Source organism: Glutamicibacter sp. X7, from assembly GCF_054889245.1.
This window is the reverse complement of the sequence record NZ_CM142678.1, coordinates 3,567,252-3,589,447: the sequence shown is the minus strand read 5'-3', so window position 1 is coordinate 3,589,447 and position 22,196 is coordinate 3,567,252. Positions and strand designations below refer to the sequence as shown.

The 22,196-nt window shown below is 59.5% G+C and carries 18 protein-coding genes; 6 read left to right on the top strand and 12 right to left on the bottom strand.

From position 1 onward, the window contains the following. Positions 1–1,670: 1,670 nt before the first annotated feature. The 5 genes from trxA to ACYU0X_RS16970 form a co-directional block, all read right to left on the bottom strand. On the bottom strand, positions 1,671–1,994 hold the full coding sequence (gene trxA, locus ACYU0X_RS16990) for a thioredoxin (RefSeq protein ID WP_309410343.1): 324 nt from the start codon (positions 1,992–1,994) through the stop codon (positions 1,671–1,673). Between the two features lie 22 nt (positions 1,995–2,016). Beyond that, positions 2,017–2,985 carry a thioredoxin-disulfide reductase gene (gene trxB / locus ACYU0X_RS16985; RefSeq protein WP_418907931.1) on the bottom strand — a complete coding sequence of 323 codons (969 nt, stop codon included), beginning with the start codon at positions 2,983–2,985 and terminating at the stop codon, positions 2,017–2,019. Between the two features lie 99 nt (positions 2,986–3,084). Continuing rightward, on the bottom strand, positions 3,085–4,686 hold the full coding sequence (locus ACYU0X_RS16980; protein WP_461901761.1) for a hypothetical protein: 1,602 nt from the start codon (positions 4,684–4,686) through the stop codon (positions 3,085–3,087). Positions 4,687–4,785: 99 nt separating this feature from the next. Then, positions 4,786–6,543: a murein biosynthesis integral membrane protein MurJ gene (gene murJ, locus ACYU0X_RS16975; protein WP_461901760.1), complete on the bottom strand. Its 1,758-nt coding sequence runs from the start codon at positions 6,541–6,543 to the stop codon at positions 4,786–4,788. Continuing rightward, positions 6,527–7,066, bottom strand: a complete 540-nt coding sequence (locus ACYU0X_RS16970; RefSeq protein ID WP_309410347.1) for an NUDIX hydrolase — start codon at positions 7,064–7,066, stop codon at positions 6,527–6,529. The genes murJ and ACYU0X_RS16970 overlap by 17 nt, the downstream gene beginning before the upstream one ends. A gap of 91 nt (positions 7,067–7,157) precedes the next feature. Here ACYU0X_RS16970 and ACYU0X_RS16965 point away from each other — a divergent pair, with 91 nt between their 5' ends. After that, positions 7,158–8,600 carry a CCA tRNA nucleotidyltransferase gene (locus ACYU0X_RS16965; protein ID WP_461901759.1) on the top strand — a complete coding sequence of 481 codons (1,443 nt, stop codon included), beginning with the start codon at positions 7,158–7,160 and terminating at the stop codon, positions 8,598–8,600. A gap of 562 nt (positions 8,601–9,162) precedes the next feature. Beyond that, a complete protein-coding gene (locus ACYU0X_RS16960; protein ID WP_309410349.1) occupies positions 9,163–9,285 on the top strand; it encodes a hypothetical protein in 123 nt (40 codons plus the stop codon). A gap of 205 nt (positions 9,286–9,490) precedes the next feature. On the opposite strand, the gene ACYU0X_RS16955 is transcribed toward ACYU0X_RS16960, so the two are convergent. The 7 genes from ACYU0X_RS16955 to ACYU0X_RS16925 all read right to left on the bottom strand — a co-directional run bounded on the left by ACYU0X_RS16955 (position 9,491) and on the right by ACYU0X_RS16925 (position 17,677). Next, the gene (locus tag ACYU0X_RS16955; protein ID WP_418907927.1) at positions 9,491–10,576 is read right to left on the bottom strand and encodes an inositol-3-phosphate synthase; all 1,086 of its coding nucleotides are present in this window, start codon (positions 10,574–10,576) and stop codon (positions 9,491–9,493) included. A 296-nt stretch (positions 10,577–10,872) separates the two neighbouring features. Beyond that, positions 10,873–12,081 (bottom strand): DUF6716 putative glycosyltransferase, encoded by a 1,209-nt coding sequence (locus tag ACYU0X_RS16950; RefSeq protein WP_461901758.1) that lies wholly within the window; start codon positions 12,079–12,081, stop codon positions 10,873–10,875. Between the two features lie 6 nt (positions 12,082–12,087). Further along, positions 12,088–13,098: a hypothetical protein gene (locus tag ACYU0X_RS16945; protein ID WP_418907925.1), complete on the bottom strand. Its 1,011-nt coding sequence runs from the start codon at positions 13,096–13,098 to the stop codon at positions 12,088–12,090. An 11-nt stretch (positions 13,099–13,109) separates the two neighbouring features. Further along, positions 13,110–14,468: a polysialyltransferase family glycosyltransferase gene (locus tag ACYU0X_RS16940; RefSeq protein ID WP_418907924.1), complete on the bottom strand. Its 1,359-nt coding sequence runs from the start codon at positions 14,466–14,468 to the stop codon at positions 13,110–13,112. Continuing rightward, positions 14,465–15,460, bottom strand: a complete 996-nt coding sequence (locus ACYU0X_RS16935) for a glycosyltransferase family 2 protein (RefSeq protein ID WP_418907923.1) — start codon at positions 15,458–15,460, stop codon at positions 14,465–14,467. Before ACYU0X_RS16935 ends, ACYU0X_RS16940 begins: the two co-directional genes overlap by 4 nt. A 103-nt stretch (positions 15,461–15,563) precedes the next feature. Next, positions 15,564–16,457, bottom strand: a complete 894-nt coding sequence (locus ACYU0X_RS16930) for an N-acetylneuraminate synthase family protein (protein WP_309410355.1) — start codon at positions 16,455–16,457, stop codon at positions 15,564–15,566. 44 nt (positions 16,458–16,501) lie between these two features. Continuing rightward, positions 16,502–17,677: a cytidylyltransferase domain-containing protein gene (locus ACYU0X_RS16925; RefSeq protein WP_418907922.1), complete on the bottom strand. Its 1,176-nt coding sequence runs from the start codon at positions 17,675–17,677 to the stop codon at positions 16,502–16,504. A gap of 490 nt (positions 17,678–18,167) precedes the next feature. Between ACYU0X_RS16925 and ACYU0X_RS16920 the strand changes: the two genes are divergently transcribed. The 4 genes from ACYU0X_RS16920 to ACYU0X_RS16905 all read left to right on the top strand — a co-directional run bounded on the left by ACYU0X_RS16920 (position 18,168) and on the right by ACYU0X_RS16905 (position 22,134). Then, the gene (locus tag ACYU0X_RS16920; protein ID WP_461901757.1) at positions 18,168–18,425 is read left to right on the top strand and encodes a hypothetical protein; all 258 of its coding nucleotides are present in this window, start codon (positions 18,168–18,170) and stop codon (positions 18,423–18,425) included. After that, positions 18,380–19,033, top strand: coding sequence for a hypothetical protein (locus ACYU0X_RS16915; protein WP_461901756.1), 654 nt, complete (start codon positions 18,380–18,382; stop codon positions 19,031–19,033). Before ACYU0X_RS16920 ends, ACYU0X_RS16915 begins: the two co-directional genes overlap by 46 nt. Before the next feature lie 224 nt (positions 19,034–19,257). Continuing rightward, positions 19,258–20,718: a glycosyltransferase family 87 protein gene (locus ACYU0X_RS16910; RefSeq protein ID WP_418907919.1), complete on the top strand. Its 1,461-nt coding sequence runs from the start codon at positions 19,258–19,260 to the stop codon at positions 20,716–20,718. Next, entirely contained in the window at positions 20,719–22,134 is a 1,416-nt protein-coding gene (locus tag ACYU0X_RS16905) for a phytoene desaturase family protein (RefSeq protein WP_418907918.1), read from the top strand. It abuts the gene before it with no gap. Positions 22,135–22,196: the final 62 nt, after the last annotated feature.

Sequence of the window (22,196 nt, the reverse complement as noted above, 5' to 3'; positions counted from 1 at the left end):
TCACTTGTGCTCCGCGCAAGTTCTTTGTAAGTGTGGCGTGTCAGGGATAGGCATGAATGTCTAGTTTTGCCGTTCGGCGGTACCGCATTCTGGGGCCGTCCATCGCGTCGCTAGCGACCACATAAACCGAAACTCTAATGAAGACATGCACTGTGTCCGCTCTCGAGAAATCACGTGGGAGCTACAACTCGAGATAGGGGAGTTGCCTGCTTTGCGGACAGAAGGTTAGCCATATGAACATCCCTGCTGAGCCCAGGGTAGGACGTTGTGTAATGAGGTTCCTTGAAACTGCCGTGTTTCACGTGAAACATGCACGGACGGGTGCGCCAGCAAGCAGAGACCTCACCGACGAAGGGTGCATATGTCGCCGATAAGACGTTGCTTGAGGCTGGCACCGACTGATCCCAGCGGGGCACTCGATGGGTGGTATCGAGTAGGGGATTGCCATGAGCATCGTCAGCTCGAAGTCTTACGGTGTTCAGCAAAGATGTCTCGCGGCCAAGAAACCTATTCAGATTCGACACCGGTTGCAACGTCGAGAGAAATTGAACCTCTACTCAACTCATGTGTTGATCGCTGCTGTATAGAAAGCGAGGTAAGGACGAAACACGGACTTAGGTCGCAGGGCCCAACCCATGATGCCGGAAGACTGGGCTTTCTGGCACTAAGATGCTTGAGGCGATCGAGGCCGTCTTGGAGCTGTAGTTCAGCGAACTCTGGATGCGGTATTGCGCGCGGATCAGCAGTCGAGTGTAGACGTATTGCGGTGCAGTGGAGTGACTAACTGCCATCAGCTTATATACATTGCTGAGAACGGTTACCCGGGAAACTGACCCGGATGCAGTTGCAATTTCGAGCTTCAGTCCGTCGGAAGCAACGCACCGCTGGCACAGGATTCCATAAAGCCGTTCGGTCTGCAGACCATGCGATTGCTACGGGCTGGAACAGCGAAATCCATCGTGAACACAAAGCGGCGACTGCAACATTTCACATTGTCTAATGAAGAAGGCTCGCAATGGATATTGATCGTGCTGGGAGTGGGGTAGGAGCAGAGAAATGATGACAGTAACCGTTCGTGGTGCGGACGTACACATTAGCAATCACGTAAGGAAACAGGTCATCACTTTGGCACAGCTCTTGAGACTAGCTTTTCTGTGAAGGACGTTGAGGTACAGGAGCAATGGTCTTGGAAGGAGCAATGGCAACTAAAGGCGGGGAAAGGCGTGCCCACTCCCTGAAGATTCTCGGTTCGGAAGAGCGAGCATCTAGTGGGTTTGCGTAGGAGTAGTGGTTGCCTTACTGAACTTCCGCCGTATACGTCGTGCGACTCGATCGGGTGGAGAAGAATGAGCAAAACATCGGTGCGATGCAACGCGGAAGAAGCCAGTCGTGATCACGAGTGTGCTTCGCGGCATTAAGGCCACCTGGAACAGTGTGAGTGTTTTTGACGGCAGCTAGGACAATATCGAGTCCAGAGGTACCGAACTGACGTAGCGAGAGGACCATCATGGCAAAACTTAGTATTGGGCAAGAGCTGCGATTCGAAAACAAAGTAAAATACTTGTTTATTGGTCTTCGCCATCTCAGATCGTCTGGAATCGCGTCGTACGCCTAGATACAACAATGGGGGTAGATAGCTCACGCCATCTACCCCCATTTGTTCGAGACTTCTACAGGTACTCTGCGAATTCCTTCTCGAGCACCGGCTTGGGCTTTGCTCCAATCGAGGTAGCTACATGCTCGCCACCCTTGAAGACGTATACAGCCGGGATGCTGGTGATGCCGTACTTGGCCGCGATGCCCTGGTTCTCGTCAACGTTGACCTTAACGACCTCTACCTTGTCGGCGTGCTCGGCAGCAATCTGGTCCAGTACCGGACCAAGCTGACGGCAAGGGCCGCACCATTCGGCCCAGAAATCTACGATGACCGGCTTTTCGGCATCCAAGACGTCATTCTGGAAAGTTGCTTCAGTTACATCTTTTGCATTGCTCATGGGAGCACTCCTTTCGGGAGGTTTACTGTGCGGCTTCAGCCGGAGTCTTGATATCTGCGAGGTAGTGTTCAACGTCGACGGCCGCGGCACAACCCGACGCAGCGGCCGTGATGGCCTGGCGGTAGGTCGAGTCAACAACGTCGCCGGCCGCAAACACGCCCTTGACCGAGGTACGCGACGAGCGTCCCTCGACAGCGATAGTTCCGTCAGCGGTGAGCTCGAGCTTGTCTTTGACTAGCTCGATCCGAGGGTCGTTACCAATGGCGACGAACACACCAGTAACATCCAGGGTCGTTTCTTCACCGCTGTGGCGGTTCTTCACGACGAGTCCGGAAACCTTTTCGTCGCCCTGGATGGCGGATACTTCCGAGTCCCAAACGAACTCGATCTTCTCGTGTGCCTGAGCACGATCGCCCATGATCTTGGAAGCACGCAGCTCATCGCGACGCACCACTACATAGACCTTAGACGCAAACTTTGTTAGGAATAGCGCCTCTTCCATAGCCGAATCGCCACCGCCAACAACGGCGATCTGCTGATCGCGGAAGAAGAAACCGTCGCACGTTGCGCACCAAGAAACGCCGTGACCGGACAAGCGCTTCTCATCGGCCAGACCCAATTCCCGGTAGGCAGATCCGGTAGACAGAATGATGGAGTGTGCACGGAACTGCTTGCCGTCATTCAGGGTGACAGTCTTGATTTCATCATCAAGATCCACCGCGGCAACGTCGTCGTACATGACCTCAGCACCAAAACGTTCGGCTTGCTTCTGCATGTTGTCCATCAGATCTGGACCCATGATGCCTTCGGGGAAACCCGGGAAATTCTCAACATCAGTGGTGTTCATCAGCTCGCCGCCGGCGGTCACCGAACCAGCGATGACCAGTGGATTCAAGTTCGCACGTGCCGTGTAAATGGCTGCGGTGTATCCGGCAGGACCAGAACCCACGATGATGACGTCGCGGATATCGTCGTTCAGTGCTGCTGTCACGGGGAAAGAACCTTTCGTTCTCAAAATGCGAGGTGGATAGCGAGGGCTATCCTCACTATCCACCTCAACGCTTAGCTATGGAAAATAATTCCGGGACTGTTACTTCACGGAGAACTCGCCGATCTGCAACCCATACGGGCGTGAAGAGTTAGCGCCTGATGCCACCCGCGGCAGGTCGGTAATGTTCAGGAAGACGTGGGTGCCTTCCATGAAGTCCTGACCATCACCATTGACCGGGATCGAGATGGAAGGCCCGCTAAAGGAGCCATTGGCGACAGACTTGGCCTTGCCCAGGTCGTCCGAGGTTCCTACCAATACCTCGTAGTTACCGCCGGTTGCATTCAGTCCCTCGAGGTTGATCTCGTGAACGGCTGACTTCTGCTCTAGGTCCAGAATCAACACCATATTCGAGGCAAACCCACCAAAGTTTCCTGTGGTGTATGAGTACGTTTTGTAGGTGCTGGATGGGTTGCCATCAGTCATCTTCGACAACGTATTGTCGGTCTCGGCGTTGAGTTCCTGATTGCCCGGAACCAGACGTGAAACCCCCGCTACCTTCGGGTCAGGAAGACCTGTTTCGCTGGGCTCAGTTTCACCGCTAGGCTCTTGCGAAGTCGGTTGCTCCGTCGACTGCTGCGTGGGCGTGCCGGCCTGAGGGTCACGGTCACTGCCGTTGCCTAAGAAATTAAAGGCAAAGACCACTGCGATCACCAGAACGGCAATGAGCACTGCACCGACCATGAGGCGCACACCCTTGCTATTGCCTTCTTCTTCCGGCTCGTCTTCAACAAGTGGCTCATCCTGAGCCGGAACATTCTTGGCTCCAGCTGGGAAGGTGGACGCCTTGGGTGCTGCAGCCAGGGAAGCCGCTGCGCCTGCACCAGCCGCACCTGCTGCGGCTGCCTTCTTCTTGGAATCCGTCTCGTCCTCTTCGACGGATTCCTTCTGGGAGCCAGATTCGGTTCCCTTGGACTGGGCTGCAGCAGCGAGTGCCGCCGTGGCGGTGACGCTCGGCTCAGCGTCCTTATCCAGCTTCGTCACCTTTGGCTTCTGCTCAGGCTCTGCTTGAGTGTCTGGGTTATTCACGGCTGCGACGGGCGCAGTAGCCGTCGAAGTAGCCTCCTCGGAGGTCACTTCTTCGTCCTGCTCCGGCTGCTCATCTTCGTGTTCGGAGTGCTTCTTGCCGAAACGATTCTTCAATCCGGCGAAGCCGGCGCCAAGGGCGGCTCCGCGGCGTTTGTGTTCTGGTTCTTCTTGAGGATCGTCGTACTGGATTTCCTCGTAGTAGCCGTCCTGGTCCTCGTAGGTCTCTGGGACCGCCTGCCGGGACTCACCGAAGATTTCGGTGCCCAGCGTATCGGTGAAGAAAGGCTCTACGTATGGTGCGGCTTCGGTGCTCAGCACCAGATCGAGCAAATCTGTTGCTCGTGCAGGATTGGTCACGAGGTACGTCTGGTTCGTTTCGGTCACGCCGAGATCCAGAACCTGGACGTTTGAAGCACGCTGATCCATAGCGATCTCGCGCGCACTGGTCGCTAGTTGTTCTGAGGTTCCCTGTGAAGCGACGAGAATACTCACGGTGCGGTTAAGCACCTGATCGATGCCACTCAGAACAAGATCGCCTTCGGCAGAGGTCAGTACATTTTCGGTGACCTGGTAGCGACCGCTGAGGACGGACCCGACATCGATGGGCTGCGACACTTGCATCTCCAAGAGTTGGCGATTGATTACGGCGGGAGCACCCCGCCACCCTTCATGTTACCTTCCGACCCTGCCTATTTGGTGGTGATTCAATGTAAATCACTTGCGGCGTAAGCCGGGGATTCTACGGATGATCGGACCGGCAAAACCCTCGAGCTCCGGAACTTTGGTGCGGTGCAGAAGGAAGAAATACACCGAAGCCATGACCACGCTCACGACGGCGATCGTAACGAGTGCCGAGAAGACGGAATCGTAGGCGAAGCCGAAGGTAAGACCGCCGAGCAGTGCGAGAGTTAGCGCGCCGGCGAGGCCCGACAAAGTGGCCATCCATCCAATGCGAACGTACGTGTCTATCACCGAGATTACCCCGTAGTCACCGTAACGCCGCTTAACCAGGTAGTGCGTCACGACGGCCGAAAGCACATTGGTGGCACCGTAGATCAATGCGATGGCTGCGGCGATATGCAGGGGATCGACGAGCATGGCGGCCAGCGTGGCGCTGACCAAACCAAGCATTGCGATCGTTGTTTGAATCAACATGGGCGTGCGCGTATCTTCGTCGGCAAAGAACACCCGCAACATGAAGAACTGTAGCGACTTGAACGGCAAGCCCAGCGCCGTCAAAACAAGAAGCTGCCCCAATGCGCAGGCCGCTGCCACTGCGTACTGAGAATGTCCGGCGAACAGGCGCCCGAGTGGGCCGGCCAAGACGATAAAAGCGACCGTAGCGAAAACGATGGGAATAGCCGTGCTACGCATGCCACGGTTCAGCAGCCCACCGATATCTTCACGCCGGTTGTCGGTGAAAGCCTTGGTGAAGTCGTTGAACAGGACGGTGGCTACGGTCAAGGCGAAGAGTGAATGCGGTAGCACGGTAATCAGCTGCGAGGTATTCAGCGCATACTCACCGGCAACGGATGCCGCAGCCTGCGGATCGAGCGATGTACGGGCGGCAGTGGCTCCCGAGACGATCTTTGAGTACAGCAGTGATGCGATGTTGCCGATCATCATCGCCGCGATGGTCCACAGCGCTAGTTTTCCCACATGGCGTAGGCCGATGCCGCGCCAGGAGAAATCAAAGTGCAGATTCAGTCCAAGCTTCCGTAGCGGCCACAGCAGCACCAAAGCCTGTAAGACGATACCCAGAGTCGCGCCGCCGGCGAGCCAGACGGTTTTCAGTCCGTTCCACTGATCCATGGGGTCACCGTGCGAGTAGGCGCTGAACATCCAGATGAACGAGCCAATCACAACAAGCTGCAACAGGTTATTGACTGCTGGCGCCCACATGAACGCGGCGAACCTGCCATGCGCGTTGAGGACCTGCCCGAGAACGGCATACAGTCCGTAAAAGAACACCTGCGGTAGTGACCAGTAGGCAAATGAGGTGCCCAAAGTGATCATCTCATCGGACCAGTTGTTGGTCAGCCCGATAATAATGGGCCGCGCGGCGATCGTCAGCAGCACGGTAAGCGCACCCATGACGACGATCGTGAGCGTCACCAACTTGGATGTGTACGAAGATCCGCGATCGTTGGCCTTTGAGGCTTTGATCAATTGCGGAATCAGGATCACATTGAACACGCCGCCGGCCAACAACATATAGATGATGGTCGGGATGACGTTGGCCTTTTCGAAGATGTCCGCAATCGACGTCACGGAACCTATGGCAACGGCGAGCAATGCCGTACGCACGAAGCCCAGCACGCGGGAAACCAATGTCCCGGAGGCCATCAGTGCGTAGATCTTCGAGCGTCCTGCGGCGGGCTTGCTGACCGGAGAAGAACCGTTGGCGCCGATCTGGTTAAAAGCGCCTGTTTCCGGGTCGGAGCCCGACAGGTGGTTAGGAGCCTGAGACATACTTCGTTAGGACCTCGCGCGCCAAGTCGGCAATTCGGCGCTCATTAGGGAAAGACAACCGCTTGCCAAGCGCGTTTAACGGAACCCAAGCCACATCCACGGCCTCATGATCCGGGTCATTTTCGATCGTGAGCTCACCACCGGTGGCCTGCAACAGAAAATGGTGCACAGTCTTGTGAACCCGATAGTTAGTCACGGTGAACCAATAGTCCACCGATCCGAGGGGAGCCAGAACGCGTCCCGCGATGCCGGTTTCCTCCTCGATTTCACGAACGGCGGCTTCTTCGTTGGATTCCGGGCCCTCGGGATGTCCCTTGGGTAAGCACCATTCCAGACGCCCACCACGGTTATAGCGAGCAATAATCGCTACGGGAAACTGTGGATTTTCGAAGTCAATGACGATACCCCCGGACGAGACTTCCTCGACCGTTGGAAGTGGTTGATGACCGGCGTGTGCCTGAGCGTGGGCCATTGACGCAGTCAATGGCGTGCGCTTTGGGGCAGACGGGATCGGTCGGTTCATGAAACCACTCTATCGAGAAAATGCCCCTGCGCGCCGTAGCCACGAGTAGAAGCGAGCGCAGGATCGCGAAATCTGGCACGCTTAAGTCACTATGTACGAACTTCCCTCCCGCGCCGCGTTGCGCCAAATCCTCCCTCCGGTCATCTTTGAGCTGGCTGATCGATTCGTGTCCGCAGGGTTTGAACTGTCTCTCGTCGGAGGGCCAGTTCGTGACCTATACCTGGGGAGAGTCTCGCCGGATCTTGACTTCACCACCAGTGCACGTCCGGAAGAGACGCTTAGAACCATCGCTGGTTGGGCCGACACCGTATGGGATGTTGGCCGAGAGTTCGGCACTATCGCCCTGAGAAAGGGCGAACATACGCTCGAGGTCACGACCTATCGGGCGGACGCTTATGACAAAGAGTCACGTAAGCCTATTGTGGCTTTCGGAGATAACCTGAATGACGATCTTTTCCGGCGCGACTTCACCATGAATGCCATGGCACTGCGCCTGCCGGATCTCGAACTCGTGGATCCTTTTGATGGATTGGCATCGTTGAACGAAGGTTTAATCCGCACTCCGGGCGCGCCGGACATTTCCTTCTCCGATGATCCGTTGCGCATGATGCGTGCAGCTCGTTTTGCATCACAGCTCAAGCTTGAAGTCTCTGCTCCGGTCCGCAAAGCCATGCGGGAGATGACCGATCGTATTGAGATCATCTCGGCCGAACGTGTGCGTGATGAACTGGTCAAGCTCATCAACGGAGCTGATCCGCGGGCGGGTATAGATCTGCTCGTCCAAACCGGCCTGGCCGACAAGGTACTCCCAGAAGTGTCCGCGTTGCGGTTGGAGATCGACGAGCATCATCGTCATAAGGACGTCTATCAGCATTCACTGACCGTCCTTGAACAGGCGATGGGGCATGAAACCGACGCCGAAGGCGTTCTGCCGGGACCGGACTTCATCTTGCGTTTCGCAGCTCTGATGCATGATGTGGGTAAGCCGGCGACGAGGAAGTTCGAACCTAGCGGTGCGGTTTCCTTCCGTCATCACGACATGGTCGGCTCGAAACTAGTGAAGCAACGCATGCGTACCTTGCGCTTTGATAAGGACACTACCAAGGCCGTGGCGCGCCTTGTGGAGTTGCATATGCGCTTCTACGGTTACGGCGAGGCGGGATGGACCGATTCGGCCGTACGCCGCTACGTAACCGATGCCGGGAGCCTCTTGCAGCGCTTGCACGCACTGACTCGCTCGGACGTCACCACTCGAAACCGTCGCAAGGCAGAGCGCCTGGCATTTGCCTACGATGACTTAGAGCAACGCATCGAGCAGATTGCAGCCCAAGAAGAGCTGGCCGCCATTCGACCAGACTTGGACGGGCAACAGATCATGGAGCTCTTGCAGATCAAACCCGGCCCGGTGGTTGGGCGAGCCTATAAGTTCTTGCTTGAACTGCGACTCGACGAAGGGCCGCTAGGGGTCGAAGAATCCGCTCGCCGCCTTCGGGCGTGGTGGGCTGAACAGCCCGAGTCAGCCACCGACGCATAGTCAAACAGTGCCGTGAAGCCCACCATGTAGTACTCGTGGTGGGCTTCACTACGTGCGCTGCAATCTTTTTCTCCAAAGGTGTTGTATTTCCATCGACCCGTGCGATAAGGTTAAGCTTGTGATTGGGAAGTCTCAATGAGGCTTGCGTGATCGACTAGACAATATACGTTGCAGTCTTGCCAGTCCTTGGCAATCGACTCGAGCAGATTTAGGAGGTGGGAAGCATGTTTATTTTTGATTTTATGGGCAATCGAACTGCCCCGGTGCGCGGCCGTGTCTCGGCGTATACCGGCAATCGTGCTTCCAACGCCTCCAGAATGATGAAGATCTAAGAATCTCACGCTTCATCAAAGTTCCTGGGGGCTGAAAAGTCAGTCATCGACCGAAACCCCTGAGGAACTTTTTTCATGTCTGCCCCACTTTGCACCTCTCCCACAGCGAGTGCCCTACGGAACTCGGAACTAATCTTCGCTGGTCCGGAAAGCCTCAAAGCGCGTGGTGTGCTGACCACGCGACAAGCTAACTCACCCGCCTCTTCATATGCAGAGAGGAGGGACACCAAATGAGTAGCAAACGACGCCAACAGCCTCGCAAGCGCATCTCGCTCGAAGAGCTAGATCAACGTCTGCGCGAACGTGATTTGAAGAATCACTTGCCTATGGAAATGTACTTCCGAGTTCGCTAGCGCTGATGATGCCATTACCATCATCACCGCCCGCGACACAGGAGTTCATATGAGATACGACGATCCCACGCAGAGGCCCGCCGGCCTTAAGCCGGCGGGCTTTCCGCATCTCTAAGGGGCGTGAGAATAAACAAAAGCCTCGAACTCCCCTGCCGCTGGTGCAGCGGTTGAGAAATTCGAGGCTCTTGCGAGTATTGGGCGATTCTTAACGCTCAACCTCTCCGCGGATGAACGCTTCCACCTTCGCACGGGCCGTATCGTCGTCGTACTGCTCCGGCGGGGACTTCATGAAGTAGCTCGAAGCCGACAGGATCGGACCACCGATACCGCGATCCAGAGCGATCTTCGCTGCGCGAACCGCGTCGATAATGACACCAGCCGAGTTTGGCGAATCCCAAACTTCGAGCTTGTATTCCAAGGACACCGGTGCATCACCAAAGTTGCGACCCTCGAGGCGCACGAAGGCCCATTTACGATCGTCGAGCCATGACACGTAGTCACTTGGGCCAATATGCACATCATCATCGCCGAGCACGGCGCTGGTGTTCGAGGTGACGGCCTGAGTCTTGGAAATCTTCTTCGATTCGAGGCGCTCGCGTTCCAGCATGTTCTTGAAGTCCATGTTGCCACCGACATTCAGCTGGTAGGTGCGGTCGAGAACAACACCGCGGTCTTCGAAGAGCTTGGCCATCACACGGTGGGTGATGGTTGCACCAATCTGGCTCTTAATATCGTCACCCACGATGGGCACGCCTGCATCAGTGAACTTCTGAGCCCATTCCGGGGTTCCGGCGATGAACACGGGCAGTGCGTTGACGAAAGCTACGCCGGCATCAATAGCTGCCTGGGCGTAAAACTTCGCCGCCTCGTCAGAACCTACGGGCAAATAGCAGACCAAAACATCGACCTGGGCGTCCTTGAGGCTCTGCACCATGTCGACCGGCTCAGCTGTGGACTCTTCGATGGTCTGGCGGTAGTACTTGCCCAGTCCGTCTAGGGTGTGGCCGCGCTGGACCTTTACGCCGGTGGCAGGCACGTCGGCAATCTTAATGGTGTTATTTTCACTGGCCACAATGGCATCGGCCAGGTCCAGTCCGACCTTTTTAGCGTCTACGTCATAGGCCGCGACGAACTGTACATCGCCCACGTGGTAGTCACCGAACTGTACGTGCATAAGCCCGGGAACGGTGGCCTCCGCATCGGCATTTCGATAGTATTCAACACCTTGTACGAGCGAAGTGGCGCAGTTACCTACACCCACGATGGCTACGCGAATCGGGTTCGCCGACACATTATCTCCTTACGGGTACCTATCAAGCTTGAGGCAATTGGGCGCACGAAAGCGCTAAAACGAAAAAGCCCCTCATTGATCCTAAGACCTTTTGATCATGAAATATTCCGCATGATCTCTTACTTGACGTCCCATTGCGCGCCATGCGCCGGACAATGTGTTCTGTGGGAGACGATCGGGCGTGTCGCTCCGTCAGTTACAAAAGGCGGCTAGGTCATGACTTACCGCGAAAATTCGCGCTACATTGGCTTAGTCATTAGCAAAAACTATTTTGATCATGACGGCTATATGTGGCCTCAGGTGACCTTTCTTCCCATCCCACGGATCTTTAGGAGAGTGCGTAACACGGGTTGCGGCAGGGCCGTGCGAATACTGTGCCTCAGTGGGCGTCGCCGTAGCTCGCACAGGAGCTCTGGATCGGTGCTCAGCTGTGCGGAGCGTGCCCGTTCGGCTAACACCTGCAAAGATTGCGAGAAGGCCGGGGTCATCCGATGAAAGTAGTTTTCCCGGAGCCATGGTTTGTTGGGGGTTCCAAAGTTCAGCAACTGGAGATCGTCAAGGGTTCCGAGAAGGCCCGACCCATGGAACACGATGTTGATCATTTCCTCGCTGACGCCGAAGTCGCGCAAGATCATCGTCGGCAGTCCGCGGTCGATGGATTCGAGTGCGGCGGTGGAGGAGACGGTGACCAAAGCGCTGCCAGGTTTCAGCACCTCGGCCATGCTGCCTGTGGTGAAACGCAGATGGGTGGAGCCAGAGATGCGTCCAGAAGCCTGGAGTTCTTGGAAGATCTCGTCGTAGGGAAACTGCTCGAGATGTGTCTGTGGTTCACCTGCTCGCGCTCGTAGTTTCACCACGACGTCGAGCCCAGGATTGAGCCGCGCGCAACGTTCAAGTGCGATCAGGATGCGTTCGCGTTCTTCGCGCACGCATGGAACCTTTGCCTGCGGAGCGAACACGAGGCGCTTGATTGCGGCTTGCGACTCGGCAGGAAAGCCTGGGGAGGAGAGGAACGGCAGCTTACCGACCATAATCGTCGGTTGATGTCCCTTTGCTGACTCGGAGAGGAAGGAAAAGTCGCGGGCCTCGGCATGTGAATGGCAGATGAACGCGTCGCCGGGGCGCCGATAGTTCCAGCCACGTTGCGTCGCCGGGTAGGCCACGCCGGGTAGGGCCGAAATGAGAGCGGTGCCTCGACCTTGCAGCGGCTCATGTCGCAAAATACGCGAGTAGAGTTCGCTGACCACCGGCCCGGTAGCGGCGGCGAAGACGATGTCACATTGCACGGCGGGGGAAACCAACTGATTCAGCGGAAGACGCAGCAGCTGGTCGGGCGCCAAGTCGGTGCCCGCAAAGGCCGCGTTGATCTGTTCTTCGGTCGGCATGATGGGTGTGCGCACAAGGGCTACCCGACGATCCCAGCTCGGGCCCAAGCGATGCAGGAAGGTCGTGGCGAGCTTCAGGTATGAGTCCGAATCGGCGACGGCGATAATTTGGGGTCGCATATGGAGCTACACCTCCAGGGAACGCGAGAGATGTTCGCGCAGTTGCTGGGAGGTGGTTTCGGTCCACCAATGTTCGGGGACCGGCAATGGGTAGAGACTGCGTGCCTCATTTCCCAGTAGCAGTCGCAGCGAGGGGATGACGGTCGAGGGCAGCGCGCGGATTTCCTGACCCGGGCGTAGATCGCGCAGACGCATCTCGATGGGAACCGTATGGGTTTTGAGATGCACGTTCTCGAGCGCGTCGAGTAGCTGAAGGAACTGCGGGGTTTCCCGACGGTGCGGGAAATAGGCCAGCGGACCGTCAGCGGCTAGGGACTTGACCCATGCCAGATAGGGCTCGGTATGAATAAGTCCGTCGGCCACCATGGCCGACCCGATGAGCAAGGTGGGCTCGGCGAATCGTTCGGCAACCGGTTGGGTGGCGAGCCATTCGAACTTATGCTGAGCAAATTTGATGCCCAGTTCGTCCATGCGTTCGCGCTGCTCCTGTGGCACCTGAAGGGCGGAGACGATCAGCAACCGCGATTCACGTGCCAGCGCACGCATCTTGCGCCACATGGCCAGCCCCAAGGAATTGCGTGCCGCGGATTGTTTAGCGCGGGCACGTACCAGCGGTGTGGGGGAGCGCTGGGTGAGCTGCGCGATTAACGACAGGGTCGCAAGTCCGTCGTCGATGACGATGATTTCCTTTGCACGCACCCCGCCCAATAGGGCCCGTTGCACCTTTCCGGAATAGGCGTCGCCGACAACCCAGCGTTCCTTGGCGGATTTGGGCATGGGCGGACGCTTGGCCGCTGGCTGAAAGCTGACTCCGGCCGGAGCCGAATCCAGCATGGCCCCGGTGGTGGCCTGCAGGGGCATGCCCAGGCGCGGCACGATGTGCACGTCGCTACCCAACAGCCCCGCGGCGTGAGTTTCCACCGCGGAGAGCAATTGCAGTGGCGATTCGACCCAAACCCGCGCGGTGCCGAAACGAGGTCGGGATACCTGGCCGGTATCGGTGCCTACAAGATTCATTTCCGCCAGACTCACTTGGCCAACCGATTCAGGGAACGTGACCATTTTTCCAGTTGCCGCGAGGAGCGTCGAATAACTTGCCGTGAAACCCCGCGCAATTGTGCCGGAATCCGGCGCCCGGACCCCACATGGGCCCACTGCGGTGGCAGGTTCAGGCTTGTCAGGCGGCGACGCTTAAAGTGCACGGCGTGACGGGCATAGTGCCGATTCAGGAATTGCTCGGCCGTCTCGCGCAGCTGCGGCAGTTGCTCTGACTGCATGCAGTAAGACACCGCATGCAGCAATCCGGTGAGTTCGTCGTCATCCGTGTCGGCACGCTCGGCCGGGGCGCTGACGTTCTGCACACAGAGGGCGTGGACCAGACTCAGCGGCACGCGATTGGAATTCTGGTAGGGCGCCAAAGCTTGAAGCAGCATCGCGGTGCCCACCGCGACAACCTCGATGCCTTGCAGGTACTTGGCGGTGGCCAAGCCGGTGGAGAAGCACGACAGAACCAGGGCAGGGCGCACGGCGGCGACCACGGTTTCGGCCAGGTGGTCGGTGTCCAGCACCGTGAAATCGAGGCCGAGGGATGCCGCGGTGCCAGCCAGCCGCGCCGCGGAGGTGGCGCTCGCCGATGGATGGGCCTTGAAAAGTACCGTGTTCAGGCCGCGGGACTTCACCTCGTGCAGCATCTGCACGTGCAACTCGAACTCTTCGTCCTCGTCGATTACCCCGAGGGAACCGAGATACTGCCCCAAGAGCAAGGCCGCGCCCTCGGGCGCGTCGGGTACCGGCTGCTGCCCGTGCGCCAGCTCGTCGAACACCCGAGATAGCGCGGAGGCGGAGAGCACCTTCCGTTGGGGCTGGAGCTCGGCTAATAGTTGCGGCTCAAGACCTGGCACCAGGTCGATGTGGATGGTGCCGACCAAGCGCTGGGCGATGGGGGTGGCAAGTTTGCTTCGCGTGGGGCCGTAGGACATCAGACCGTCGGAGTGGACCCAGATCTGCGCGTCATAGAAAACATTGGCCAGGGCGCGGGCCGGGTTCACCTGAATGGACTCGAGCACCAAGGTCAGCGGTTCGTCGCCGAGATTCCAGGCGCTGCGCAGCAATTTATTGAGCAGCAGCTGGTCCTCGACGCCACGCGGGTTGAACTGCGCCGGACGTCGTGGTGCCAGCAAGGCAGCGAGGTCAACGACGCGATCGAAGCGGGAGGCAAGCTCGTCGAACCCGGGCACGCGATCCAGCGGGGTGGTGAGTTCGGGAATCTGCGAACCATTGGCCAGCACGAGAACACGTTCGTCGGCCGGCGGGAGCAGCCCGGCATCGGCCATGGCGGCCAGGGAGACCAACTGGAAATAGCTGGAGGCCTCGACGAGGGCGATCATCGGGCGACCCCAATCTGCGCGGCCTGCAGGTAGGAGAGCACATGGCGGCGTCGGGCCACGTCCATTTCCAAAGCGACCTTGCGCGCGGCGGCCACATCAATTGTCGCGAACACGCGACGTAGCTGCTGCTTCATCTGCAAGCGGACCTCGGGCGGGTAGTTCTTGGTTCGTTTTTCATGGTGGCACACGATCGCGAAGAATTGGCGTAGTGCCTTCGGCAGGTGCCGCGCGGCCTCCGGGTGCGCGTCGACCTCCTCGAAAACCTGCGTGAACGCAGGAATGAAACTCAGCTGGCGTTCGTCAAAGACCTGAGTCAGTGATCCGGGCAGTCCGCGGCGGTAGAAGATGTCCGCACCGGAAAGCACCGCATAACTGTGGTTGCGCAGGTGCAGTTTCCAGATCCACGGACGATCCTCGGCGCTGGTCAGATCGGGATCAAAATGGAAGACGCCGCGCTGGCGCATCAGCTCGGTACGATACATTCCCGCCCAGGAATATGGGTAGTCAACCATGGATGGCGCATCGATCGGCTCGATATCCGCCGCCGGATCTAGGCGCAGCCCACGCTGTGCCTGTGGGGCCCGGTGAATGGTGCGGTTGGTGCCGGTGACACGCACATGATCGCAGCGCACGAAGTCGACATTCAGCTCCTGTAGCCCATCGGCCAGGGTCGCCAGATGGCGGGGCCCCATCCAGTCATCGGGATCAAGGAAGGTGTAGAACTCGCCGGTGACCTGATCAAGGCCAGCGTTGCGCGCGGCCGAGACACCGCCGTTGGCCGGCAGGGTAATGAGCTTCAGCCCGGGCAGTTTGGACTGGTAACTGCGCACCAGCTGCGCGGTGGCATCGGTCGAGGCGTCGTCGACGACCAGTACCTCGAGCTCTCGGCCGTCGAGTTCTTGCCGCGTTAGCGAGGTCAGCGCATCACAGATATACGCTTCCTGGTTGTAGGCGGGAATTACCACGGAAATGCGGCCGGGAATCGGGGTCATGGTTCCTTCTTCGAGGAGTGTGCGAGGGGGCATGGATGCATCGCGGCGGCCGGACCGAATACTGGTCCGGCCGCCGAGATGCGCGTCGCGAGGCGCTCCGGACTTAGCCGTCGACGCGGCGCAGGCGGCTCAGCGGAGCCAATTCGCCCGGGAAGACCTTCTTGACGCCGTCGCCCATGGCCTGCTCGAGGATGCGGATGTCGCGGATCAGAGCTTCGAAGCCCTTCGGCTCCAGCGAGGAGGCCTGGTCCGAGCCCCACATGGTGCGGTCGAGGGTGATGTGGCGTTCGACGGTCACGGCGCCCAAGGCCACCGCGGCCAGCGAGATCTGCAGGCCGCGCTCGTGACCCGAGTAGCCGACCGGCACCTGGTAGCGCTCGCGCAGGGTTTCGATGGTGCGCAGGTTGGCTTCCTCGGGAGGCAGCGGGTAGGTGCTGGTGGCGTGCATCATGACCAGCTTGTCGGTGCCCAGGGTTTCCACGGCCTTGTCGATCTGCTCGATGGTGGACATGCCGGTGGAGAGAATGATCGGCTTGCCGGTTTCGGCCAGTGCCTTGAGCAGTTCAATGTCGGTCACCGAGGCGGAGGCGACCTTGTGGGTGACGGCACCCTGCTCTTCCATGAACTCAACCGAAGGAACATCCCACGGGGAGGCGAAGGCGTGCAGCCCCTTGGAGGCGGCGTAGGAGATCAATTCCTTGTACTGAGCCTGGTCGAACTCCACGCGGTAGCGGTAGTCCAGGTAGGTCATGTCGCCCCACGGGGTGGAACGAATCTTGTCACGCATGTCCATCGGGGTGGAGATGTCCGGGGTGCGCTTCTGGAATTTCACCGCGTTGGCGCCGGCGGCCGCGGACACGTCGATCAGCTGCTTAGCGATTTCGAGGTCACCGTTGTGGTTAATGCCGATCTCGCCGATGACATACACCTGCTGGCCGGTGCCGAGCAGCGACTCGCCAATGGCGACGGGCTTGATGTCGGTGGTGATGGAGGTCATGGGTTCTGCCTTTCAGTGGGTGAAACTAGGGAAAACGAAAAAATCTAGACGGCGGCCGGTACCGGTGCGTGCCGCGCGGCCAGCACCAGTTCGGCTAATTCACGAACCGCGCCATGCCCGCCGGAACGGGATAGCCGGTGCCGTGCGGCGCGGTGGACCTCGACTTGGGCGTCGGACACGGTAATTGGCCAACCCACCAGCGCCATGGGGGCGAGGTCGTTGATGTCGTTACCGACATAGGCCACCCGTGCCGGGTTCACGCCCTCGTCGCGCATCCAATTGGCCAGAAAACTGGCCTTGTCATCGATGCCGTGGGCCACCTGGACGTTGAGTTTTGCGGCACGCGCGGCGACCACCGGGTTCATTTCCTTGGAGAGGATCAGGAACTTCACCCCGGCGGCCCGCAACCGGGCAACGCCCATGCCATCGGAACGCGAGACGCGCACGGTTTCGGTCCCGTGTTCGTCGACGTAGGCGGTATCCGGGGTATGCACCCCGTCGAAATCGGTCACCACGGCGTCCACGTCGATCGGCGCCGTGCTCTGCGGCACGAGCAGCGAAGCGAAGCTCAGGTCCGTTTCGGTGTCGATGTCGATTCCGTGCTCGCTCGGTACCTCGTGGATCGCGACCCGTCCGAAGAATCGGTGTTGTGCCGCCCGGAACCCGGCGGTGTTCATCACGTAGAAGGCGCCGGTTTCGCGGAAGCGTGGTTCGCGGTCCTGGCGGCGTGGCCGGTGGGACATCTCGTGCCCGACGGCTACTGCCTGCTGCTGCTCATCTAGGGCCCAGTGGAACCCGTGGTCTGCTACCGCGGCAAAGCACACCTCGGCACGTGACTGCTCCACCGTCTCCACGGCGGCATCGAGGTCCTCCGGGGAGATCATCGGGCTGGTGCACTGGATGAAGACCGTTACCTCGGGGGCTGGGTCGACCTGTTCCAACACATGCTCCAGCACCGATTCACTGCTGGCGGTGTCACCGGCGATATCCGCTGGACGATCTACCACCGTGGCCCCGTAGGACAGGGCCTCGGCTTTGATCTGCGGGTGGTCGGTGCTGACCACGACCTCGTCGATGCGCGACGCGGCCCGGGCCGAGGTGATGGCCCGTCCCAGCAGCGATTGGCCGCCGATCTGTCGCAGGTTCTTGAGCCGGATGCCCTTGGACCCTCCCCGGGCGGGAATGATCGCCAAGACTTTTGGCTGTTCGGTATTGCTCACAAAATTGAAGGTATTCGTTGGAGTTAACCGCAGGGGTGCACTCGGGTAAACGCCGGGTGAAGAGGCGGTGTCATCCCCTGCTAGTTTGCTGAATGCCGCTGTCAGGACGGAAAAGCTGGACCTTGCCAAGACCAAAGGAGGTGCGCGGTACAGAAATTTCTCTGGTCATATCTTTGGGCGGACAACTAGACTCCGTATGTTCAGGAACTTCACCAAAACCGTGGAACGGGTCTCGTTGAAAAATGGAGGACCGCACTGTCGAAGGTGGGTGGGCGGATATCGAGGAGAACGCCTAAGAAACGAGCTCCGTCCGCTGGTCAACAGGAACGACGAGGCACTGCATCGGCCTAGGACTACGGCCGGTGCGAAGCTACCAGCGCCTTTGGGTCAGGAACTCGAGGGCGCGCTTTCCTGCGTAGGCACTCGGCCCGCCCTGCCCCTAGCGCCAGCCGAGCCCTAGTGCGACGTGCGTGAGGATCGAGTCGAACAGATGGGCGTTGTAGTCGACGCCCAATTGGTCGGGCGCCGTGAGGACGACCGCGTCGTCGGAGAGTTGCTCGATCAGTCCATGCGGTTCATCTGCATAGCTGCGGCCGTAGACAGCATGCGCCTTCTCATCGATGTTGCCGAATTGATCATGGCGTTCACCGCTGCCAAGGAAGTGCCGGCGGTCCTGGTCGCTGACATGGATGACTCGACACGGTGTCTGATGTTTGCCGCTCCGATCGCAAGGAGCCTAGGATCGTAGCCATGGGGCCGGAAAAGAACGCTGTACGGATCATCCAGGATTTCCTCTCGGGAGCCATGGGCGACGAGGCATTCTTGGAAGAACTGTACGGCCAGAGCCTCGACACACTGCGCGATTGGCCCAATGCACCCGCCTACGTCGCCCATCGCGATCTGCTGCAGTACCTCCTGCTAATAGACCTGGGAACACCCGCCGGGCGGGTGGATGCCGTTGGCGTGCTGGAGCAGTATCTCTGCGACCAGGGCGTCTATGTGCATTCGACGGAGCTCGGACGGGAAGCAGCCGCCGACTACGAACTCTTGATGTCGGCGCAGCCGACGTGGGTCGACATCGACGCGTTGAGCGCAGCCACGCTACTCGAGGCAGTGAGCACTGTCCCGGAGCGGTCGCGTCGGACCCAATTGCAGGCGTTGATCAAGCAGCGCTACCGGTACGTGAGCACGCCCCCGAGATGGCTGCAAGCGCCGACGTGGCCGGTCGTTGAGCAGTATCCGACGGTCTTCGTGGGCCAGCTCGACGTCACGGACCTGCATCACGACACGGCTTACTTGTACGTGTTCGTCGATGAGGCCAGTGGCGCGGTGTCCACTGTCACGCAGCAGCTCTAGTACAGCTTTCTACTGCTGTCGTGCGTACAAGGTACGGCTTTGTGCCCGGTGCCTGCGGTACGCAGTAGCTTGGCCCGAGCATCTAGGGAATCGGTAGCTTCCATCAGGGTGCTGCGACGTGAAATTCGTAGATGAAACCAATTCCGTGGCCTAGGGGCGACAGGTGCAGACATAATCCGGGCGTCGCCGCACGCGGTACGCCTCAAGCATTTAGGCTGGAAACCATGCAGGAGTCCACCCAGTCCAAACAGTCCGCGCGACGCCGTGGCCCGGTGCGCATCACCGTGCCCTCACGGTCCGACCGCTTTCTGGCGAAGTTCACCGAGGTGATTGGCGGACCGTTAGGTCGGCATAGTGCGCCGGGACAAGTTAATCCCGGACTGTTCACCGTGGAGCGGGTGCTGATCATCATGACGGTGATTGGCTCGCTGCTCATGTTGCTGGCGAAGAATCCCTGCCGGGTGAACGGTTGGGGCGGTTCGAACCCCTACGACTATTTCTGCTACACCGACTGGGTCCCGCTCTTTGGGGCACGTGGCTTTGCCGATAACCCCTTCGCACCATTCGCGGCCGGAGCCGACTTTGAGTATCCGGTCCTCATGAGCGCTGTGGCCTCCGTGGTCTCGGCTCTCGTGCCGCAGGTGGAAACCGGTCGTTCGCTGATCTTTTTCGATATGAACCTGCTGCTGGTCAGCGTGCTCTGGCTCATCACGGTGTTGTGCACCATGAAGATGTGTGGACGGCGTCCCTGGGATGCCGCCTTTGTGGCCATTGCCCCGGGGATTATCTTGACCGGCAGTATCAACTGGGACATGTGGGCCGTAGCGCTGCTGGCCGGCGGGATGTTGGCCTTCGCGCGCGGACATAGCATCGGGGCCGGTGTGCTCATCGGCTTGGGGACGGCCATGAAGATCTATCCCTTCTTCATTCTGGGGGCCATTCTGGTGCTTGCGTTGCGTACCGGACGGTGGTCGGTGTTCTTTAAAACCGCCGGGTTTGCTGCCGGCACCTGGGCGCTGGTGAACCTGCCCTATGCGCTCGCTTTTCCTTCGTCCTTTGCATATTTCTTCAGCTTCTCCTCCGAACGTGGGGCTGGGCTTTCCAGCTTCTGGCATGTCTGGAACATTGGGGCGAAGTACGAGTTGGTTCCCTTCCTTGCGCCAGAGACAATTTCCCGGTTGGGCATTGGGTTGTTCTTCCTCTGCTGCGTGGGTGTGGCCGTGCTGGCCTTGGCCGCGTCGGAGCGCCCACGGCTGGCCTCGTTGGCGTTCTTGATTATTGCCTCCTTCGTGATGGTGAATAAGGTCTACTCGCCTCAGTTCATCGTCTGGCTCATTCCGCTCTTTGCCTTGGCGCTGCCGCGGTGGAAGGAATTCACCGCGTGGATGCTGGTGGAAGTGGCACACTTCTATGGCCTCTGGGCCTACCTCGGCTCTTTCGGAGATGACAAGGACATCCACAAGACGTTCCCCGAGCTGGGCTATGTATTGCTGGTCTTCGCGCACATGATCATGCTGGGCTTTTTGATGTACCGGGTAGTACGCACCGTGCTCGACCCGTTGCAGGATCCGGTGCGAATCGTTGGTCAGGATGATCCGCAGGCCGGCGGATTCGCCGGTGCCGACGATAAGTTCACGCTCTCATCGCTTCGCGGGAAGGCCCCACATAAGGAACAGGCCGGTTAAATGGGTGAGGTAGCCGTGGTCGGGGCCGGCCCGAACGGCTTGGCGGCTGCCGCCGTGATTGCACGAGCCGGGGTCCCGGTGACGGTGTACGAGGCCAACGCGGAGCTCGGCGGCGCGGCCCGCACGCAACGGATCGGCACCAGTGGTGCCAGCTTTGATCTGGGCAGTGCCGTGCACCCGATGGCGCTACTTTCACCGGCATTCGCCGATCTAGGGGTTCATCGTCGGGTACGTTTCGAGACGCCGGAGCTGTCCTTCGCTCACGTGCTCGATCGCCGTAGCGCTCATGCTTGGCGCGATCTGGACCGTACCGCCGAAGAACTTGGCGGTGCCGAAGGCCGCGCCTATCGGCACCTACTCGCGCCGCTTTCCGAACACATCGATGAACTGGCGACCGTGTTGCTTAACCCGCTACCGCGGGCCGGACGTGAAGCTGCGGCCTTGGCCCGCTTTGCCGCGGCCGTTCCCGGCGCCATGGTGCTACGCGATCTGTACTCCGAACGATTCCCTCGGGCCGCAGCGCTCCTCGCGGGTTGTGCGGCGCATCTTGCTGGGGGAGGGCACGGACCTGCGGCGTTGGGTTCTGGGCTTTTCCTGGCGGCCTCCGCCCATGCTGGTGGCTGGCCGATTCCCATTGGAGGTTCCCAGGCGATCAGCGATGCGCTCGCCGAAGAAGCCGCCGCCCACGGTGCACAATTTCAGCGCTCCCAACCGGTGACCGACCTGCGGCAACTGGACGAAGAAGTGGTGCTGTTCGCGGTGGGAGCCGAGGACGCCGCGCGTATAGCCGGTGAAAGGATTCGGCCGCCGCTACGCCGCCGCTTGGCTAAAACGCGCCGCCCACCGGGCAGTTGCATCGTGCATTACCTGTTGCGTGAACCAGTCCCATGGCGTGAGAAGCAACTTCATCGGGCCGGGACCGTCCATCTGGGCGGTGATGCGCGGCGCGTGATTCGCGTGGAGCGCCAAAGCCGTACCCGCACGGTACAGCGCCCCTACGTGATCGTCTCCCAACCCTCACTGTTCGACAGTTCGCGCACCGGCGATGACACTCAGGTGCTCTGGGCCTATTGCCACGTGCCGCGTGGGTCGAGCACCGACATGGCGGCGGCGGTGACCGCGCAGATCGAGGCGGCGGCCCCCGGGTTTGGAGACACCGTGCTCGAGCGTCATGTGATCCCGGCGGCCGGACTGGAACAACAGAACGCCGCGCTGGTCGGTGGTGATATCACCGGAGGAAGTATGGATCTGCGTGGCGCATTGCTTCGACCTCGGTTGAGTTCCTCGCCGTGGCGGATCGGACGTGGACTGTATTTGGTGTCTTCCTCGGCCGCCCCGGGTCCATCCGTTCATGGCATGGGTGGTTATCTCGGGGCCGCAGATATGCTCCGAACGGAGTACGCACTTAGCGTGTAAGCCTTTGGGAGGAGCCGATAAATCAGCACTGGGGACGGTTCGATCCAACCGCGCCGTTCCTA

Coding starts and splice junctions, on each gene's coding strand:
- trxA (WP_309410343.1), bottom strand. CDS start 1,994: ATGAGCAATGCAAAAGATGTAACTGAAGCAACTTTCCAGAATGACGTC.
- murJ (WP_461901760.1), bottom strand. CDS start 6,543: ATGTCTCAGGCTCCTAACCACCTGTCGGGCTCCGACCCGGAAACAGGC.
- ACYU0X_RS16970 (WP_309410347.1), bottom strand. CDS start 7,066: ATGAACCGACCGATCCCGTCTGCCCCAAAGCGCACGCCATTGACTGCG.
- ACYU0X_RS16965 (WP_461901759.1), top strand. CDS start 7,158: ATGTACGAACTTCCCTCCCGCGCCGCGTTGCGCCAAATCCTCCCTCCG.
- ACYU0X_RS16960 (WP_309410349.1), top strand. CDS start 9,163: ATGAGTAGCAAACGACGCCAACAGCCTCGCAAGCGCATCTCGCTCGAA.
- ACYU0X_RS16950 (WP_461901758.1), bottom strand. CDS start 12,081: ATGCGACCCCAAATTATCGCCGTCGCCGATTCGGACTCATACCTGAAG.
- ACYU0X_RS16945 (WP_418907925.1), bottom strand. CDS start 13,098: ATGAATCTTGTAGGCACCGATACCGGCCAGGTATCCCGACCTCGTTTC.
- ACYU0X_RS16940 (WP_418907924.1), bottom strand. CDS start 14,468: ATGATCGCCCTCGTCGAGGCCTCCAGCTATTTCCAGTTGGTCTCCCTG.
- ACYU0X_RS16935 (WP_418907923.1), bottom strand. CDS start 15,460: ATGACCCCGATTCCCGGCCGCATTTCCGTGGTAATTCCCGCCTACAAC.
- ACYU0X_RS16930 (WP_309410355.1), bottom strand. CDS start 16,457: ATGACCTCCATCACCACCGACATCAAGCCCGTCGCCATTGGCGAGTCG.
- ACYU0X_RS16920 (WP_461901757.1), top strand. CDS start 18,168: ATGGGCGTTGTAGTCGACGCCCAATTGGTCGGGCGCCGTGAGGACGAC.
- ACYU0X_RS16910 (WP_418907919.1), top strand. CDS start 19,258: ATGCAGGAGTCCACCCAGTCCAAACAGTCCGCGCGACGCCGTGGCCCG.
- ACYU0X_RS16905 (WP_418907918.1), top strand. CDS start 20,719: ATGGGTGAGGTAGCCGTGGTCGGGGCCGGCCCGAACGGCTTGGCGGCT.